Consider the following 18766-nt stretch of genomic DNA (forward strand, 5'->3'; position numbering starts at 1 on the left):
TCGATAACTCCTTTTGCTAACCACGGCATTTTAGATCTCCCATTTTTGCCGTAAAGTTTATCAATTTTCGTTACCTATGTCCCCGCACATTCGTTACCTATGTCTCCGGTCTGTACACGAAGGCAGGAATGACAAAATTGATTTTTTTCAGACAACTCAGATCATTTACGAAACAAAAATTCACGACCAACTTTGACGCGCGGCTTACCATCATAATCGATAATGTCAGCAGTTGCGTAGGTCTCTCTCCATTTTTCTGGCAAGAAAGAGCCTGTGCCAATCATATCAATTGGCGCTTTGGCTTCAGCCATTAAGAGGCATTTATTATAATCAAACCCGCTTGAGGCAATAATTTTCACTTGCTCAAAACCGTTTTTATCTAAATTCTCTCTAAGCCAGAACAGGCCAGCTGCTGAAACGCCAGTGCCAACCAAATGCTTAAGCTCATCTTCTGTTCTAAATCCTCTGATTGATTTAGGTGAATGTTTTTCAAGAACAGCATAAGATTGTGTTGGATCTAAACCTTCAACATAGCGTCCACCTGACGTATCAATTCTAAGTGAGAGTTTTCCAGACTTAGCTTCTGCTGAAAAATGATAACAAACCTCAAGTGAATCTGTAATTTCTTGAGCAAAGTAGTCAATTAAAACAATTAGGCTTTGATCCGGAAATGTCTTTGCATAGAGTTCTGCTGCTTTTAATGTTGAACCTGCATAGCCAATGAGAGCATGGGGCATTGTCCCCATTGCTTTTTCATTCCCGAAATAATGGGACGTTGCGGCAATTGAATTGCCAATAAATCCGATTGCTTTTGCTTTTTCTTTTGCGCTTGCAGAACCAACTGAAGCAGCATATGACATTTGCTCTGCCATGTCATGACCTGCACAATGACGTGCATCCATTGCTAAAAATGGAATTTTAGGCAAGGTCGAGCACATGCTAAAGGCATTGTAAGCTGCAACACATGCCGGTCCTATTTTCATTAAGAGCTCAGTTTCAAGATCAACAAGCTGTGAAAATTGACCCGAAACATACATCAGAGGCTCACCCGCTCCAACCCATGCACCTTCTGGATAGCAAAGATCAATCTGAAATTGAGTATTGCGTTCTAATTCTTTTTCTTTGAGCCAATTGATTGCAAGGCGAGGGGCCGACAAAACAGGCCTACGCATAAAGATAGCATATGTAACGTGTGCATCTCCATGTGATTCAACAATTTTTTTTGTTTTGAGAAAATACTCATCAACCCATGCAGTGCCCGACAATTGATCTTGAATTTTCTTACTCACTCTTCTGATCCTTCATGATTTTTGCTTTTTCACGTTGCCAATCGCGCTCTTTTTCAGTCTCACGCTTGTCGTGAAGTTTTTTACCTCTTGCAACACCAAGCTCTATTTTAACTTTACCTTTTTCATTAAAGTACATTGAGAGAGGAACGATAGTTGTTCCTTTGCGGCTCACAGATTGTGCAAGCCGTGTAATTTCTTTTTTTCTGAGCAAAAGTTGTCTTGGTCTTTTAGTCTCATGCTGAAAATAATTACCAGTATGTTGATTTTCAGGAATATAGGCATTATAGAGCATAATGACTGAATCATCATTTTCTGTTTTACCAAGTGCTGCAAAAGATTCATTCACGCTGGCATGGCCTTCTCTGAGCGATTTAACTTCGCTACCAAAAAGCATAATGCCTGCCTCAAAAACTTCATCGATGAAGTAATCAAATTTTGCTCTTCTATTTTGTGCAATGAACTTTTTAGCGCGTTCTTGCTTCTCTTTGTCCGCCATTTTTTCCTCTATATGCGGCAGCCTTATGCATGAATTTCAATCAAGAAAATTGCATTGGATATCCGCTTGAATCTGCAAAGCTTGCAATGGCTGATGTTTCATGAGTCAAGAGATGCAACTTTTTCATTACATCTTGAATTGCTTCTTTTGATTCCTCAGTCGTTGTCACCAACGGTAATCTCACATCATCACGACACAGACCCATTAAGCTTGCTGCATATTTTACAGGACCTGGGCTTGTTTCGCAAAACAAAATATCACTGAGGGGAGCCAATTGATCTCTTATTTTTGTAAAAGTAGCTATATCAGCCTCTTTCCAAGCTTTATAAAACTGAACACAGAGTTCAGGCACAAGGTTAGAGGCAACAGAAACGCATCCATCTCCTCCATGCGCAAAATAAGCACCTGCTACAGGATCATCGCCAGTCAGCACTTTAAAATCATTTCCTAAAGCTTGGCGATATTTAAGAGGCATGGTGATATCACCAGAACAATCTTTAATTGCCTTAATCCGAGGAAGTTCTGCCAAAGCACAAACTGTATCAAAACTCATGTTCACATTGGTTCGGCTAGGCACATTATATAAAATAATTGGAATGTCAACAGCGTCATGAATTGCTTCAAAATGAGCATAAATACCGCGTTGTGTTGGTTTATTGTAATAAGGAGCAACACTCAGAACAGCATCAGCACCAACCTCTTTGGCATATTTTGTTGTTTCAATTGAATGAGCTGTATGGTTCGAACCAGTACCCGCAATGACTTGACATTTCCCTTTTGCAACTTCCATCGTTAAATCAAAAATACGATAATGTTCAGAGATTGAAAGAGTTGGGGCTTCACCTGTTGTACCACAAGGAACAACGCCTGTTACACCTGCTTTAATTTGACGCTCTATCATTTTCTGAAAAGCATCTTCATCTATTTTATTATCTTTAAAAGGCGTTATAAGAGCCGTATAATATCCTTCAAACATCTTTTTCTCCTTTTTTATAATCTGGACCTTAAAAAGAATAACAGGAAATGGACTCAAAATGCAATCAATAGAACAAAGACTTTCTATCTCTCAACGTCTCTGCAGATTTTTCCTTCTCTTTGGTTTAGCCTCAAGCTTTGCAATCGATGCAAATGCAGATGACTCACTAGGCTTTCTGTACAATGCGGCATCACAAAAACAATGGCATGTCCTTGAAAAAATTGCGGTGCAAAAGAAAAACCCTGAGACCAAAGCCTTTATTCAATGGATGTGCTACAAGAATAAAACATGCCCAGCATCAGCTACTGACATGGTTTCCTTTATTCGTCAAAATCCAACATGGCCCGATATTAAGCTTATTCAAGAAAATGCTGAACAGGCTTTAGTCCGTGAAAATAATACAAAGCTTGCCATGGAATGGTTTTCAAACCATGAACCTCAAGGGCTTGAAGGTATGATGATCTATTTAAAAGCCGTTGAAGCACAAAAAGGAAGAGAAGCTTTTTCAAAAGAAGTCAAAAGATTTTGGAGAGGCTCTCAATTCATTGTACCTACACAGCAAAAATTTTTAAGTCTTTATAAATCGCAATTGAATGTTGAAGATCATGTTCAGCGCTTTAATTTCCTGATTGAAAAAAATCAACTTCATCAAGCTGAAAAAATCATCCCTCATTTGCCTCAAGATCAAAAAGCCCTTGCATCAGCAAAGCTTGCTTTGGCTCAAAATCACCCAGCTGTTGCTCATGCTTTACAAAAAGTACCTCAATCCCTCAGGAATGATGCAACACTTAATTATTTACGCGTGAAATGGCGTCATAAACGCAAAGCGGATAAAGAAGCTCTGGAACTGCTTGAGTCTAAAAACATTCATTTCCCGCAAACACAGAACATGTGGGTTGAGAGAAATTACTATGCGCGTGCTTTGCTTAAAGACAAACAATATCAACGAGCCTATAAGATCGCCTCACAACATGGCTTAAAAGAAGGAGCCTCTTTTGCAGATGCTGAATTTTTAAGCGGCTGGATTGCTCTTAAATTTCTCAAGAATAAAGAAACTGCCCTGAATCACTTTACAGCCTTACAAAAAGCAACAAGTAGCCCTATTTCACAATCACGTGCTTATTACTGGATGGCAAAAGTGGCACGCGACAAAAATGATTCAGCAGGTGCCTCTCAATATCTCACAAGTGCTGCTCAATTCCCAAATACCTATTACGGCCAGTTGGCAGCAAAAGAGCAGGGACAAAAGTCTAAGAATTTTATCATAGATCAATTATCAATTGCCTCTGATCAAAAACAAGCCTTCCAGAATGACCCTCGTGTGAAATTGGCAAAACAATTGATCAAGGTGAATAGATCGTTATCTCGGAGCCTTATCAGATCACTCGCAAACAGTGCAGAGACAAAAGAACAATACTATCAAACTGCAGAACTGGCACAATCATTGAAATTTATTGATCTATCTGCACGGATAGCAAGGCAAGGCATGAATGCCAATATGGGTGTTTTTACCCAAGCCTTTCCAGTGCTGAAAGAAAGCCCCGTTCATAAAGATCAACGGAAAAATGCAATGACACATGCATTGATTCGTCAAGAAAGTGACTTTAAAGCAGATGCCTTAAGTAACAAAGGAGCAGTTGGCCTCATGCAGCTTTTACCTGCAACAGCCAAAATTATTTCCAAAAAAGAGAGCCTCTCTTATTCGCCTCAAAAGCTAAAAGGGGATCCTGCTTTCAACATGAAGCTTGGGACATCTTTTTTCAACCAATTGATGGATCGTTTTGATGGATCAAAAGTCCTTGCCATTGCGGCATACAATGCAGGTCCAAATCGCGTTTCTGAATGGATCAAAGAATATGGACATCCCAAAGAGCTCAAAATGAGTGAAGCTGATTGGATTGAAATGATTCCATTCCAAGAAACCCGAAACTACGTTCAGCGCGTTTTAGAAAATTCAAGAGTGTACAAGGTGAAATTGTCACAAAGCGCAGATAGGTCAAAAGTTGTTTCTGTGAATGATTTAAAAGCGCAGTGAGAGGGGCATTCTTTGTCATGCTGAATTTATTTCAGCATCTTTGTGTAATGAAGAACAGATCCTGAAACGAGTTCAGGATGACTATGACCTTCGTCATTGCGAACGAGTAAAACGAGTGTACTACCTTCCCATAAGTGTACAGTTTTATTACCCCGTGCCCCTTTTTTGTCACACCTGCGCAGGTGTCCAGAAATATTGAAACACAGAGTCATCCTGAACTCGTTTCAGGATCTACCTATAATTACAGGAAGATGCCGAAACAAGTTCGGCATGACGTACTGGTTGTCGTTTTTCCCGGATTCCTGCTTTCCACCTACGCCAAGGCTTCGGTCGACAGGTCGCAGGAATGACAAAAGAAGAGGCGGGGGTGACAAAAGTTAAGTAAAAGACTCAACCAACTAAACAGCAGTAATTAGATTCGCAAGCGCAACACCTTCAGCAAGATCGCAATGAAGAGTCGAACTAATGTCCTCAGCTCTCACAGTACTTTGATGAGTAAAATATAAGACAAAATCCTTTAAATGACCAAATTGAGGACTATTAATTTTCACTGCATTGTTTGGACTCAAAGCCATCAAATGAGCAATTGGACAAGGAAGGCTAATTTTGTCTAAGTAACGATTAGAGATTGTCACATTCTTGTTTGGATAATATTCAACATGATATGTTTTATTATCACATTTAAACTCACCTTGTTTTGTCGTACCCATACTTGGCGTTTCTTTCCAAACTATTTCAATTGTAGGCATTTTATATTCCTTTCATTCTGATAGGCTTAAGCACTCTATTGTTCAAGCAGTAAAAGTATATATGATAATCACCATCACGCAAGCAGAGGAATGAAAAATTTTTGTTTGTATCTTTGGGGCGATCCATATAGAATATCGAAATCAGTAGGCGCCGCTTTAGCTCAGTTGGTAGAGCATCTCATTCGTAATGAGGGGGTCGTAGGTTCGAGTCCTATAAGCGGCACCACTTCTTTTCCTTAACAGAGCTCTACTAGAAGAAGAAAAATGATTCTCGATGCTCAAAACCTGTCTTATGCTTACCAAGATATTCCTTTGTTTGAGTCAATAACTCTACAGATCCAAAAACCAGGTCTTTACCTTATCAAAGGGCCAAATGGAGCCGGCAAAACAACACTTTTAAAAATGCTCTCAGGCATATTGAAACCTTCAACCGGCAGCGTTCAAACGAAGATAACCTCTCTTTACATCGGTCATTTAAATGCCTTACATGACCAGCTCACATTGTCAGAGATGCTGGACTATTACACCCATTTTTTAAGAAGCACACAAAGTGATAGGAGCCATAGAGCTTTGAACTCATTTTCATTACAGGATTGGTTAGATACAAAAATGTCTGATTTATCTTATGGTCAAAAACGCAAAGCATCCTTGATGCGTTTATTTTTAAGAGATTCACCATTATGGATATTGGATGAGCCTTTTCAAGGACTTGATCAAGAAGCCCATACTTTTTTATGGTCTGAAATTGATTCATTTATTCAAAGTAATGGAACCTGTGTCATGACTTCGCACGAATCGCCCTCAGCAATCCAGCTTCCCTTTAAGGTTTTTGATCTGACTTTTGGAGAAAAGTCATGATATATCTCCTCAGATTTTTCATCCTTGAGCTCAAGCGACAATCCGCGGATCGTCATTCTTTTCTTTCAATTTCTCTCTTCTTTCTGATTTTCTTGAGTGTTGCTCTTTATGCTTTTCAGTCAGAAGGTATTCTCTCATTTTCAACTTTCGCCGGCCTTGTTTGGCTCTGTATATTGCTTTCAAGCTTTCTGGCATTAGACTTCTTTTTTGAGCAAGATGAACAGAGTGGTCTGCTCGATTTTTATCTGACAGCGCCTATCTCGCTTGCATATTTCATCTTTTGCAGAAGCCTTTCTATCTGGTCCTTTCTCTTTCTGCCTTTGATTCTCATCTCAAGTTTCTTGGCCGCTCTTTTAGGCTTTACAGAGGTGGTTGTTTTTCAATTTGGGCTTTCTCTTGTGATGGGGAGTTTTATTCTTTTATCTTATCTCTCCGTTATTGCAGCTCTCTTGGTTGGCGTGAAACAAACAATCTATCTGCTTGGCATTGTTCTTTTGCCTTTATTGATCCCTTTATTACTCTTAGAAATGAATCTTGCCCAAATTTTACAAGTGGGAGAGAAAGTTGATGCTTTTCTTTGGATTTTAGGCGGGATTTCGATTATGCTAGCCTCAGTAAGCTCATATAGTGCTGCATGGGTTCTGCGGAAATCAAAAGAATAAAAAAGGATCTGGATTTATCGTCATGAATTTTTTTGGCCTCTCACAACCAACACGTTTTTTGATGCTCAGTAAATATCTGACGCCCCTATTGCTTTGTTTATTTTTAGGCGCATTAACCTATGGGCTTTATCAATCACTCTATATTTCTCCACCTGATTACCAACAAGGTGAGTCCGTTCGCTTAATGTATATCCATGTGCCTGCAGCCTGGATGGCCTTATTCATTTATGTATCAATGGGTATTGCATCAGCTATTTTTCTTATATTCAGACATAATCTAGCCTCTCTCTATTGTAGATCTGTTGCGCCACTCGGGATGATGTTTACTGTTATCTGTCTCATCACAGGCAGTATTTGGGGAAATCTTACCTGGGGAGCCTATTGGGTTTGGGATGCGCGTTTAACCAGCGTTTTGATTCTGCTCTTTTTATATATTGGATATTGGGTTCTAAAAGATGCTTATCGACATGTTGAAAAGGGAGAAAAAATGGCATCCATTTTGGTGCTGATTGGCCTTGTCAATATCCCTGTGATTAAATTTTCGGTTGATTGGTTTCAGACACTTCACCAGCCTGCTAGTTTTAGAGCCTTCCAAAGACCATCTATTCACCCCGATATGTTAGTGCCTCTTTTATGGATGGCTTGTGCTTATTTTCTTTTATATGGCCTTCTAACCCTATGGCGGATGCAAAGCCTTTCATGGGAACGTAAAATCAAAAGACTTCAGATGAAACAGAAAGGAATATCTTGATGATTCTTGATGAACCAACCATTTCTTACTGTTATTTTTTTGTCTTATCTGTCTTTTTTGTTAGCTTTGTACGTATTTTTACAGTACGAGGCCATCATAAGAGGAAATTACATCAATTGATCTCTGAGAGAGAATAAGCCGCCATGCTATCTTTAAAACAACAGAGATTCTTTTTCATCTGCCTCATGTTATTGGGCATTTCACTTTCAGTTTTCTTCTTTTTGAGAGGCTTTGAGGAAGACATCATCTTTTTCTATACGCCATCAGATATCATCACAAAAGGAATGCCACAAAAGGAAATCCGCTTAGGTGGGCTGGTGAAAGAAGGATCTATCTTAAAAGAAGGAGAGTTGCTTCACTTTACACTCACAGATACCAATCATGAAGTCCGTGTGGATTATCAAGGGCTTGTGCCAAATTTATTTCGTGAAGGGCAGGGTATTGTTGCTAAAGGACGCTTTCAATCACCAGATCATTTCGTTGCAAAAGAATTGCTTGCAAAGCATGATGAGAATTATCGTCCACCTGAGCTCACAAAAAAACTTGAGCAAAACCAGAGAAAGAGCGACTGATGTTCATTGAAGTGGCTCACTATTGTTTTATTCTGCAGACAGCTCTGTCTTTGATCTTGTCCTTTGCCTTGTTTATGCTGCCACGGATTGAAAGTCGTATCAGTGAAAACCAGCTCCAAAAATGGGTTCCTGATTTTATTGAACGCGCTTTAATCTTATTTGCTATCCTAACCATCATCTGCTTGATTGCTTTACTGGATGCATTTTTATCATCGGACTTTTCTGTCTCATTGGTTTTCAAACATAGTAGTTCAATTGATCCTTTTATTTATAAGATCTCAGCTCTCTGGGGAAATCATGAAGGATCTATGTTTCTATGGATCTGTTTTCAACTGATTTTTATTTCTCTGCTCTTTTATCGATTAAAATCTGTTCATTTATCCAGCAGCCGCACAGCTTTTCTATCGAGCCTTTTTGGCGGACTTTTTGTCATCTTTGGTCTTTTTTCTATCTTTGTGATTGTGACCTCTAATCCATTCTTACGTCACGTTTTTGAAGGAGGAGAAGGAAAATCACTCAACCCAATGCTCCAGGATCCAGCTTTTATCATCCATCCACCTTTATTGTTTCTAGGCTATGCGAGTCTTCTTGTGCCCTTTGTGCTTTTACTCACCGCACTTTGTTACGAAACATTGACTCAGCGCGTCATTCGAGAAATGCGTTTTTGGGTATTGCTTTCCTGGGGACTTTTAACGCTTGCTGTTGCTCTTGGATCTTATTGGGCCTATTACGAATTAGGCTGGGGAGGCTGGTGGTTCTGGGATCCTGTTGAGAACGTCTCTCTCTTGCCTTGGCTCTTAAATTTGGCCTTGTTTCATGCTTTGCTGATGTATGAAAAGAAAAAAATCATGAAAGGCTGGGTATGCGTTTTGGCGAGTCTTTCTTTTATTCTCAGCATTATGGGCACCTTTTTGGTACGTTCAGGTCTTTTATCATCCGTACATAGCTTTGCTTCTGATCCCTTACGCGGATCCTTCATTTTTGGATTTTTTACCCTTCTGAGTTTCGTGACTTTAAGTATTTTCATTATCAAGCGCGATGAGCTTTTAAAGGATGAGGGGGCTTTGCCTTTTTCCTTTTTCAGTCGTGAGATGATGTTTGTTCTCTGTAACTTCTTTTTGCTCTTTGGCTCATTTGTTGTTTTGCTTGGCACATTTGTGCCTTTGCTCTATGAGGCTCTCTATGGAGAGGTGATCGCTGTTGGCGCTCCTTATTTCAACAAAATCTTTGCTCTCTTTTTACCTGCTTTCGCGCTTGTCATGTTTTTAGGGATTGTTTGTTCTTATCAAAGAAGTATCCTTACAAAAATATCTTCCTTTTTAATTCTGGCTCTCTCTATTACATTTGCGATCTTGCTCGCAATTGTTTGGATTTATGGACATGGATTGCTCATGCCTTTTTCCGCAACTGTTTCCGGTATTTTCATTTGTGTCTTTACAGTCATTCATTGGTGGCGTCGTCGTCAGCAAAAATCGCTTTCAATCGGCTATTTTGGGATGTTTTTTGCACATGGTGGATTTGGCATCATGCTTCTTGCCCTTGGCATTGCCTCAAGCTATGCCTTTATTACAGAACAAACGCTAAAACTCGGCCAAAAAAAGCAAATTGACGCCTATGAGTTTTATTTCACAGATATGCATGTAACACAAGGCTCAAATTATCAATCTTTGCAAGCAGATGTCCACGTGAAGAAAGAGGGTAAAGTTTTTCCTCCCTTTACGCCAGAAAGACGCTATTATGTACCTGCAAATTATGATTTAGCCGAAACATCTATTGCCACTAGCTTGTTAGAAGATGCATTGCTTGTTTTAGGCCCGATTGAGTCAGGCTCAAAGCAGGATCATATTCAAATTCGCTTTTATCATTATCCGCTTGCACTTTGGATATGGATAGGAGCCTTAGGCATGTTTATTGGTTCAGTTTGTGGACTGATACACCTCACAAATAAAATAAGAAAAGGATAAATTGATGCACTCAAAAGGAATATATATTGTTTTAGCTACCATATTGATTGTTTTTGCATGTGCAACATATGCTTTTAAAAGCAATCTATTCGATTTAAAATCTGAAGAGCCTACCCGAAAAGTGCCAATTCAAAACCTCGCCTTATCTGACAAAATGTCAAAACAAGATTATGTTTTTGTTCAGTTTTTCTCAAGTTGGTGTGAGGCTTGTCATGTTCAACACAAAAAACTTATGACACTCTCACAACTTTCTCCTTTTCCGATTGTTGGCATTGCGTTTCAAGATAGGCCTGAAGAATTAAATGCCTTTCTCAAAGAAGAGAGCTCACCCTATCAACAAGTGACTCATGACACAACAGGTAAGCTCGCTCTTTCCTTTGGACTCAGAGGTGTGCCTGAAATCTTTTTAATCCGCGTAAAAGATGGTGCCGTTCTCTTCCATCATTTGGGTGTTTTAAATCAATCTATGCTAGAAAAATCACTGATGCCAATTCTTAATAAGTTAAACGAGAAAGCATAAATAAAAATATGAAAAGATTGATTTTAATTTTTATTTTTTATTTTTGGCCTTTGTCATTTTCACAGGCTGAGGAGGCTCTTTTAAGGTCTCAAGAAGAGGCTAACTACCAAGAGATCACACGTTCTTTGCGTTGCTTAACGTGCGAGGCTCAGTCTGTTTTTGAATCAGACACCCCCATGGCAATTGCTGTCAAAAACTATGTGAAAGAAAGTCTTCTCCAAAATCAATCAGAAGAAGAGATTCATACCTACTTGCGTGACCTCTATGGCGAAACAATTTTTTTTGAACCGAAGGGTTCATTTTTGAGCTCGGCTTTATGGTTAGGGCCACTTATTTTATTTGTCAGCGGCGTCATTTGGGTTGTTAGGATGAATAGAGGTGTTCAGCATGATTCTCGATGATTTGATCTTTTGGGCTCTGATTGCAGGAATTACAGCGATTGCTTTCGCTTTCTTGCTCAAAGTGATGATTATGCCCTTTAAAATACTCAAATATATCATTGTGATTATTGTGCCGATGACAACTTTAATTTTATACAATCATTTTGGGTCTCCAAATATTGCAGATTTGCCTCAGATAATCAAACCAAATGAAGATGCCTTAAAAGCAGTCCAAAAAATTGAAAAGCAAATACAGACAGGCGAATCAACAGATGTGCCTGTTGATCTGCAGTTGCTCATTGCTTTTTATGATAAAACACAGAACTATTCCAAATTGGCAGCATGGCTCGGGGAATATGTGAAAGCTAATCCAGATAATATTGCCATGACAGCCAAGTGGATTGAGGCGCGTATTTTGGAAAAAAATGGTGAGATTTCAACAGAGATTGGAGATGACCTCAAAAAGGCTTTTGATTTGACTGATAAATCAAATGAAAGAATAGGCTATTATCTTGCTCTTTATCATGCTCAAAAAGGCGATAATCGGAAGGCAATTGCTATTTTAAGACAAATGATTCAGAAGATGCATGCCGATGATCCTTTTATTGCTGAAATGGTGCAAACTTTAAAACTACTTGCACAAGAAGAGAAGTTGGATTTTGAATCAATCGTTCCAAAACCGTTGCCACCGAAATAAACAACTATCATTAATAAACAATTAAATTACCCTTGCCTTTTAGGTAAAATACTGATATAATCATCGCATAGACTATTGAGTAATGATTTTTTTAGCAATTCATTCTTTTTTAAAATCTATCACATTTTGTTATATAAGGAATATTTATTATGCGAATTTTAGCTCATCATGATAACTTTAGAGTACAACGAGAAAACACTACTGCTCTACCAGCACAATATAATGCACCCAGTCATGCATTTTTGGCTCATAAAAATTTTACAGATATCCTTCGCAATGCGCCTATGGTTGGTCATGGTTTTAATTTTGTCTATATGACATATATGCCTTCAGCTCTTTCGCGTAACTTTCAATTGGATCTGATGGCTATCCTTTCTTTTGCTGCGGCCTATAATTTAAACCAGGAGCAAATCAAGAGATTAAAAGATGAAATCAGTCATTTTGATGATCGCAATAAAACAATTGACTATATTCTTTTGAATACGCAAGTTATGAGAGATGTTTGTGCCCCACGTCAAATTGCTCCAGCTGTGAATACAGCAAATATTGAAAAACAAATTCAAGACGGTGTAAGGGGCATCATGGGCCTAGCGAAGGCACAAAAAGTTGCACCGCACATAAATAACATAATAATGGCAGCTTATAATCAGCCACTTATAAATAGAATCAATATCGAACAACTTCCAGCGACCATGCAAAAATATTTTACAGGTGCAGATCAGACTTATTTCAAAGGTAGATCATATGTTCAACTGCTAGAAGACTTAAACCCTCAACCTGTTCAGAGAGTGAATCCCGCGCTTGATGGCATGAAAGCTGAAGCAAAAGCCTCTTATGATACACTCTTTTCTCTTTATATCAGAGCATCAGAAGATAACAGAAACACTGCAGACAGAATTTTTGGTCGTCAAGCTGTTGTGTTTGGTGGAGACCTGGTTCCAATCAATCCAAATGGTTTCATGCCAGCAGCACCTGTTGGTCCTGTTGTTAATCCAAATCCAGTCAATCCCCTATTGTATTCTATAAATCAGATCAACGGTGTTTACGAAATTAACGGCATCAGAGAAGGGCAACCTGGATTTGCTGCATTGGTAAATGCCGCTCCTCCTAGCATCATAGGTCTTCTGCCGGCACGTTTACGTGGTCAAAATCCTGTACCTCCATTAAATAACCCTTTAAACAATTGGGGGAATTTAATTTATCCAAACCCAGTTATGCCCCCTGTGAACCCATTTGCACCCGTAAACCCTCCACCTCTTAACTCGATTCTACCTAGCAATCTAACAACAGTGGCTATCGCAAATGGAGACACAAAAGTAACCAAAGCGAATCATCAGACTTTTATTCGTGAGCTTCTAACTGATTTTGATAAAACAACAATTATTGATAATTTAAAAAATACGCCTGGCCCTTTCCAATTCTTGATTAGTGAATTGACACAAACGTTTGAGATGTCTGATGACCTTACTGCAGTTATGAAATCACTCACAAAAAAGCAGATCCAAACTCTTTTTGACTTAACCAAAGGAGGATTAAGAGAAGATTTCTTGAGTGGATCAGTGACTCAGGAATCTCTGAGACAACTCACAGATGCATTCTTTAGAACCTTAACTGATGGGAATCTCTCTGTTAGGAATGCATTTCCAGGAGAGAGTCTTGAGACAAGGAAAAGTAATTTCGATGATATATTCTTGTCCCTCAATCTTATGCAAACAGATAAACGGATACAAAGACAATATCGTAACAATAGATATATGACAGTTCCGACTGGATATGGTGGTCTCAGAACACCAAACATCAGAGAAACCCAAGCAATTATCATCTATTGTGCAATCGTATCTGCCTTTAAGAATGATGCAGATGAAGTGGTTGTCGCCCCAAATCCGAGCCCGAATCCAAATCCAGCTCCCGTTATGCCTGGAAAGAGACCAAACCCGAATCCGAATCCTGGACCCAATCCTACTGCACCACCTGTAAGACCGGTGCCAGTTGCTTTGCCAGTTGAGGAAATTGAAATTCCGGATGAAGTGATCGCTGGTTTCTACGCAGAATATGAGGACAACCCTTCAGCATTTTTAACACCTGATGAGTTTGTTGAACAAGAGTCAGCAAGGTACAGACTGAGAATGAGCAACCAAAGACCGCAGGTGAATTCAGGCCCACAGAATGCGCCTGTAGCCGGAAGAGTCCTCACTGGGGCAACTTATCTAGGAATCATTAAAGATGTGCTCACAAGTGATGCCTCTTTCTATCCAGCATCTTATTCTGAACCTTTAACACTTTCTGCGTCTTACCCATATAATGGTGAAATTAATAGATTGAAAATACATTATCTGAGCAACAGTAATGGACTTGTTGTGAAAATGCTCTCTCATTTCTCAACAGATGAATTAAAGCTTCTATTCAAAACGAATCATAACTTTTATGCAAATGATAGGGAGATGAGAATCAGAAAAGACTATAAGAGCAATTCGTTCATGGAAACTCTTTATCGCGACAATGAACGCCACACTGCATTTTATGAAAAAATGAAAACGCAAATGGGTTACCAAAGTGATGAAGCCGTTAAAGAAGCTCTCAAAAATCTTTTTGAACTCCTTGATTTTGAACTTGTTGTACCAACTGATCCCCTCGATCAACGAAAGAAAGTTTTACCTCATTATCTTGTCATGAGGGCAGTTCTACTCGCCACGAGTGAATTTAATGACCAACCTCAAAATCCAGGACTTCGGGTAAATCCTAAAAATCCTCCCCCAAAAGGCGCATTCGTTTTACCACCTGTCGGCGAAATGAAAAAAAGACCTGTTGCCCCTCAAGGGGATGCGAAAAAGAGCCCTGTTGTTAATCCGAAAAGGCCAGTTATGCCTCCAAGGCCAAAAGTGAACCCGAATCCAAACCCGGCCCCGGTTGCACCAGCCGCTCCTGTACAGCCAGTTGTTGTTCCTCCTACAGCTCAAACGTTAACGAGAGCAAATTTGGCAGCAGAGCTTGATAAAATTGTATCAAATAGTGCTTTCTTCTCTGTTCTAGGAATAGAGGGTGGCAAAATTAATATGTTGGATAATCATTCACAATATGCCCAATCCATAAACGCACTAAAGAGCGTTTATGCTCAAGATGAAGTTGCAATGATTTTGAAACATTTATCAACTGAACACTTCCATCTATTCTTTGAAGTCGGCATGTATCAAGTTCTTGGCGTCAAAATAACTGCATTTTTGCAGCAGATTAACAATGGAGTTGAAGACATTCCTGCCTCTTTGAAACAAAGAATGTTAGCTGATGAAGAGCTTGGAATCTATAATGAAGATGAGATGAGAGATGTTATCAAAAAAGCACTTGACCATATCGCATTTAATTATGTTCAAGGATTACCAAATACGATTGAACCTCACTGTCTTGATAAAAAAATTCTACACTATCTCATCAGAGTAGCAGCTGTTCAATCAGTGTTTGAAGCAGATTGATCTTCTTCCTAAAGAGGGGAAAGAGCGGAGATGCAAATCTCCGCTTTTTTTATGCCGATTTACGATTCGCACTCAAAGAAGCTCCAAAAGTCTCGACCAGCCACTCTTGCAAGCAAGTTATCAATGGATCATAGACTACTGTATCTGCAGCTGATACAAAGGCATAGCCCCAATTGGTCATTTTTAACTTTGGGAAAGGATTGATGAGCAATTCATCCTCAAGGGCTTTTTGAGCCGCTTCATCACGTAATAAACATATACCAAGGCCTTGACGCACAGCTTTTAGCATCTCAGCCTCTGTTTTGAAGTACAAGCCGTTGCTTGGTGCAATTTGGTTACAATCCATAGCAGATATCCAATGATCCCAATCTTCAAGGGAAGCTGTGTGATGAAAAAGAGTAAAGCAACTCATATCCTCTAAATTCAGCTTTTTAACTTTACCCTCTTTTTCAATCAATGAACGAGCGCAAACGGGAGTGAGCGATTCAGTGGTTAAAAAATGAGGATGTTGATCTTGTGTAAAGATGATTGAGCAGTCAATTGAATCACGCTCTAAATCAGGCGTTTTTTGTTTGGTTGACACACGAAGTTCAATATGCGGATATTGCGCATTAAAATCCCCAATATGCGGCGCTAAAAAGTGAGTCATAAAACAAATCGGAACATGAAGTGTGATAATAGGAGAAGAGCCCGAATCTTTCATCATATGATTTGCTTTAGATAAAATATCAAATGATCTATGAACAGATGGCAAATAAGCCTTTCCCATGCCAGTGAGTTTGATTTCACCAAGTCCTCTCACGATCAATTTATATCCTAAAAATTTTTCAAGTTGTTGAATATGATAATCAACATCAGAGGCTGATGTGTTGAGCTCAAGACCTGTTTCATAGAGATTGAGGTGCCTTGCAGCGGCTTCAAAAGCTTGCAGCGACGTGATCGAGGGAAGGTGATATTTCATTTATTTATACTTTTTATTATTGTGATGAGAGTCCCACTCTACCACGTATTTATAAATAAAAATCCAGATTAAATATTGAGATTATATAAATAAGAAAAGGTTTCAGAAATCAGTTGGGTCTCAAGCTCCACATAATAGAGAGCAGCAATCACAATTGATGTATAGAAAAGAAAGGTGATCAGCTTCTTGATCTTCCTCTTGCGTCTTTTTTCTCTGCTTGAAAAAATATAATTCATGAGATCTCTTGCAATTTCTGTTATTCTAGTATAAGTATTTTTTCAAGACAAAAGCAAATGTTTTTTCAGAAGCCTGGAAGCATCTGTTTTTCTTGAAAATCAGATGGATACAGATGGGAAAAAATGCATAAAGCTCTCTTTTTAGATCGGGATGGAATCATTAATGTTGACTCAGGATATGTGTCAACTCTCTCTCAATTCATCTTTGTCGATGGTCTTTTTTCTTTTTTAAAAAAGGCCATCAGCGCAGACTATAAGCTGATTATTGTCACCAACCAATCTGGAATCGCAAGAGGCTACTATACAGAGACAGATTTTCTGAATTTGATGAAAGAAGTTGATGTGAAAATGCAAGAGCAGGGGATTCAGATTGAGGCAACTTACTATTGTCCATATCATCCTGATGGTAAAGTTGCAGGCTATGCAATAGAGCATTTCGATCGCAAACCATCACCTGGTATGATTTTACGGGCCATTGAAGAGCATCAAATTGATCCGCTGCAGAGTTACATTATTGGGGATCATATGAGAGATATTGAAGCTGGCCATAAAGCAGGCCTCAAGGGTGGTTTTTTGGTTTCATCGTCAAGCGATATGCTCGAACATAAAAACAAAATGGATAACTTTGACTTTTTGAGAGTTGATCGCCTCACTGATTTACTATCTTTTTTTTGATTCATTCTTTTTTGCTTTATTTCCTGGTAAAGCTTGATATAGTTCTAGTAAGTAATAGGAAAAAAGGAGTTACTCATGTCAATATTTAATGAAGCCATTGCACAAACAGCTGATGCAGGTGCTGCAGCCCCGCAAAGCATTCTTATGAATCTTCTGCCATTTGGGCTGTTAATTGTTGTTTTTTACTTTTTGTTGATTCGTCCTCAGCAAAAAAGAATGAAGGAACATAAAACAATGGTTGATAACCTGCGTCGTGGCGATCGTGTTGTTTCAGCCGGCGGTCTTATCGGAACAATCAACCGTGTCGGTGAAGGCGAAGAAATTGAAGTTGAAATCGCAAATGGTGTTATTGTCACAGTTGTCAAATCAACAATCACAACCATCATGAATAAAAATGCAGCAGGCGTTAAAGTTGCAAACGACTCAAGCGCTGGACAAAAGAAAGCAAAGTCTAAGAAGTAAAAAGACGTTCTAATCTACTCCGCTCATTAGATGGGTGGAGTAGATATCCTGCACACCCACAGTCATCCTGAATTTATTTCAGGATCTCAGATGCTGAAATAAATTCAGCATGACAAAATTAGAATTGTTCATGACCAACAAATCATACACAGAATCAGAAGCTTTAAAGTCAATCCCTTGGATTCGTCATGCCTTTTTTACCAGATGCAACGGCGTAAGCCAAGGCCTTTATGCTGGCAGAAACTGTGGACCTGGATCAAACGATGATCCACAATTTATTCAGCAGAACAGAGAACGCTGCGCAGAAGATTTGCTCGGCATGAAATCTAACCCACTCACGCCTTACCAAATTCACTCTAATTCTTGTGTAGACGCAGACAATATTGTATCAAGCCAATCATCTCCGCCTGAAGGCGATGCTTTGGTGACACAAGAGCCACAAAGGATCATTGGCATTCTAACCGCCGATTGTGTGCCTATTCTTTTTGCTGACCGTAAAAAGAAAATCATTGCTGCTGCTCATTCCGGATGGAAAGGGGCTTTTTCAGGCATTATTCAAAACACAATCCAATCAATGTGTGATAAAGGCTCTGATGTAAAAGATATTATCGCGGCAACAGGTCCTTCAATTGCCCAAAAATCATATGAAGTTTCGGCAGATTTTAGAAATGATTTTCTCTTAAAATCATCAAACAATAGAGATTTATTCATAAGCTCACCTCGGGATGACTTTTATTTATTTGACTTAAAGGAATTCGTTCATCGAATCTTGAGCGATTTTCCTTTGTTTGCAATTGATATTCACCCTGATGACACCTATGAACAAGAGAATCTTTACTATAGTTATAGGCGCATGACCCACAGAGCTGAGCCGGATTACGGACGCCAGATGAGTGCCATATCCATAGCATGAGACAAGAAGCAACTTTTTTCCTCAAAATTAACTATAATAAAAAATAATTTAATTTTTGTGTTAATATTATATATGTAACTGTTATTGATTTAGACAGGAGATA

General features: G+C 39.0%; 18 protein-coding genes, 1 tRNA gene and 1 pseudogene. 14 read left to right on the forward strand and 6 right to left on the reverse strand.

Annotated features, from left to right (window positions below; genetic code table 11):
* Nucleotides 1-161 precede the first annotated feature (161 nt).
* Genes KBF71_02555 through KBF71_02565 form a run of 3 tightly spaced genes read right to left on the reverse strand, consistent with a single transcriptional unit; the run spans nucleotide 162 to nucleotide 2761 of the window.
* Nucleotides 162-1298 carry a nicotinate phosphoribosyltransferase gene (locus KBF71_02555; GenBank protein ID MBP9877200.1) on the reverse strand — a complete coding sequence of 379 codons (1137 nt, stop codon included), beginning with the start codon at nucleotides 1296-1298 and terminating at the stop codon, nucleotides 162-164.
* On the reverse strand, nucleotides 1282-1785 hold the full coding sequence (gene smpB / locus KBF71_02560; GenBank protein MBP9877201.1) for an SsrA-binding protein SmpB: 504 nt from the start codon (nucleotides 1783-1785) through the stop codon (nucleotides 1282-1284). Before smpB ends, KBF71_02555 begins: the two co-directional genes overlap by 17 nt.
* 40 nt (nucleotides 1786-1825) lie before the next feature.
* A complete protein-coding gene (locus tag KBF71_02565) occupies nucleotides 1826-2761 on the reverse strand; it encodes a 4-hydroxy-tetrahydrodipicolinate synthase (protein ID MBP9877202.1) in 936 nt (311 codons plus the stop codon).
* A gap of 58 nt (nucleotides 2762-2819) precedes the next feature.
* Between KBF71_02565 and KBF71_02570 the strand changes: the two genes are divergently transcribed.
* Nucleotides 2820-4796 (forward strand): lytic transglycosylase domain-containing protein, encoded by a 1977-nt coding sequence (locus tag KBF71_02570; GenBank protein ID MBP9877203.1) that lies wholly within the window; start codon nucleotides 2820-2822, stop codon nucleotides 4794-4796.
* 398 nt (nucleotides 4797-5194) lie between these two features.
* Here the strand turns inward: KBF71_02570 and KBF71_02575 are convergent, their stop codons facing one another.
* Nucleotides 5195-5545 carry a hypothetical protein gene (locus KBF71_02575; protein ID MBP9877204.1) on the reverse strand — a complete coding sequence of 117 codons (351 nt, stop codon included), beginning with the start codon at nucleotides 5543-5545 and terminating at the stop codon, nucleotides 5195-5197.
* 150 nt (nucleotides 5546-5695) lie between these two features.
* Here KBF71_02575 and KBF71_02580 point away from each other — a divergent pair.
* The 10 genes and pseudogenes from KBF71_02580 (at nucleotide 5696) to KBF71_02625 (ending at nucleotide 13910) form a co-directional block, all read left to right on the forward strand.
* Nucleotides 5696-5771 (forward strand) — tRNA-Thr (locus KBF71_02580).
* Between the two features lie 38 nt (nucleotides 5772-5809).
* Nucleotides 5810-6403, forward strand: coding sequence for a heme ABC exporter ATP-binding protein CcmA (gene ccmA / locus KBF71_02585; protein ID MBP9877205.1), 594 nt, complete (start codon nucleotides 5810-5812; stop codon nucleotides 6401-6403).
* Entirely contained in the window at nucleotides 6400-7065 is a 666-nt protein-coding gene (locus KBF71_02590) for a heme exporter protein CcmB (GenBank protein ID MBP9877206.1), read from the forward strand. Before ccmA ends, KBF71_02590 begins: the two co-directional genes overlap by 4 nt.
* Nucleotides 7066-7087: 22 nt before the next feature.
* Nucleotides 7088-7816, forward strand: coding sequence for a heme ABC transporter permease (locus KBF71_02595; protein ID MBP9877207.1), 729 nt, complete (start codon nucleotides 7088-7090; stop codon nucleotides 7814-7816).
* A 143-nt stretch (nucleotides 7817-7959) separates the two neighbouring features.
* Nucleotides 7960-8388 carry a cytochrome c maturation protein CcmE gene (gene ccmE, locus KBF71_02600; GenBank protein ID MBP9877208.1) on the forward strand — a complete coding sequence of 143 codons (429 nt, stop codon included), beginning with the start codon at nucleotides 7960-7962 and terminating at the stop codon, nucleotides 8386-8388.
* Nucleotides 8388-10352, forward strand: a complete 1965-nt coding sequence (locus KBF71_02605) for a heme lyase CcmF/NrfE family subunit (protein MBP9877209.1) — start codon at nucleotides 8388-8390, stop codon at nucleotides 10350-10352. Before ccmE ends, KBF71_02605 begins: the two co-directional genes overlap by 1 nt.
* 4 nt (nucleotides 10353-10356) lie before the next feature.
* The gene (locus KBF71_02610) at nucleotides 10357-10872 is read left to right on the forward strand and encodes a redoxin family protein (protein MBP9877210.1); all 516 of its coding nucleotides are present in this window, start codon (nucleotides 10357-10359) and stop codon (nucleotides 10870-10872) included.
* Nucleotides 10873-10880: 8 nt separating this feature from the next.
* Nucleotides 10881-11273: a cytochrome c-type biogenesis protein CcmH gene (locus tag KBF71_02615; protein ID MBP9877211.1), complete on the forward strand. Its 393-nt coding sequence runs from the start codon at nucleotides 10881-10883 to the stop codon at nucleotides 11271-11273.
* On the forward strand, nucleotides 11260-11949 hold the full coding sequence (locus KBF71_02620) for a hypothetical protein (GenBank protein MBP9877212.1): 690 nt from the start codon (nucleotides 11260-11262) through the stop codon (nucleotides 11947-11949). Before KBF71_02615 ends, KBF71_02620 begins: the two co-directional genes overlap by 14 nt.
* Before the next feature lie 1877 nt (nucleotides 11950-13826).
* Nucleotides 13827-13910 (forward strand): annotated as a pseudogene (locus KBF71_02625) (energy transducer TonB).
* Nucleotides 13911-15465: 1555 nt separating this feature from the next.
* Here the strand turns inward: KBF71_02625 and KBF71_02630 are convergent.
* Nucleotides 15466-16377, reverse strand: coding sequence for a LysR family transcriptional regulator (locus tag KBF71_02630; GenBank protein MBP9877213.1), 912 nt, complete (start codon nucleotides 16375-16377; stop codon nucleotides 15466-15468).
* 68 nt (nucleotides 16378-16445) lie between these two features.
* A complete protein-coding gene (locus KBF71_02635) occupies nucleotides 16446-16613 on the reverse strand; it encodes a hypothetical protein (GenBank protein MBP9877214.1) in 168 nt (55 codons plus the stop codon).
* A gap of 123 nt (nucleotides 16614-16736) precedes the next feature.
* On the opposite strand from KBF71_02635, the gene KBF71_02640 reads away from it, so the two are divergent.
* The 3 genes from KBF71_02640 to pgeF all read left to right on the forward strand — a co-directional run bounded on the left by KBF71_02640 (nucleotide 16737) and on the right by pgeF (nucleotide 18663).
* Nucleotides 16737-17288 (forward strand): HAD family hydrolase, encoded by a 552-nt coding sequence (locus KBF71_02640; protein ID MBP9877215.1) that lies wholly within the window; start codon nucleotides 16737-16739, stop codon nucleotides 17286-17288.
* 75 nt (nucleotides 17289-17363) lie between these two features.
* Nucleotides 17364-17750, forward strand: coding sequence for a preprotein translocase subunit YajC (yajC, locus tag KBF71_02645; protein ID MBP9877216.1), 387 nt, complete (start codon nucleotides 17364-17366; stop codon nucleotides 17748-17750).
* 109 nt (nucleotides 17751-17859) lie between these two features.
* Nucleotides 17860-18663, forward strand: coding sequence for a peptidoglycan editing factor PgeF (gene pgeF, locus KBF71_02650; GenBank protein ID MBP9877217.1), 804 nt, complete (start codon nucleotides 17860-17862; stop codon nucleotides 18661-18663).
* The last annotated feature ends 103 nt before the right edge of the window (nucleotides 18664-18766 follow it).

The organism is Alphaproteobacteria bacterium, from assembly GCA_018063245.1.
GTDB lineage: Bacteria > Pseudomonadota > Alphaproteobacteria > JAGPBS01 > JAGPBS01 > JAGPBS01.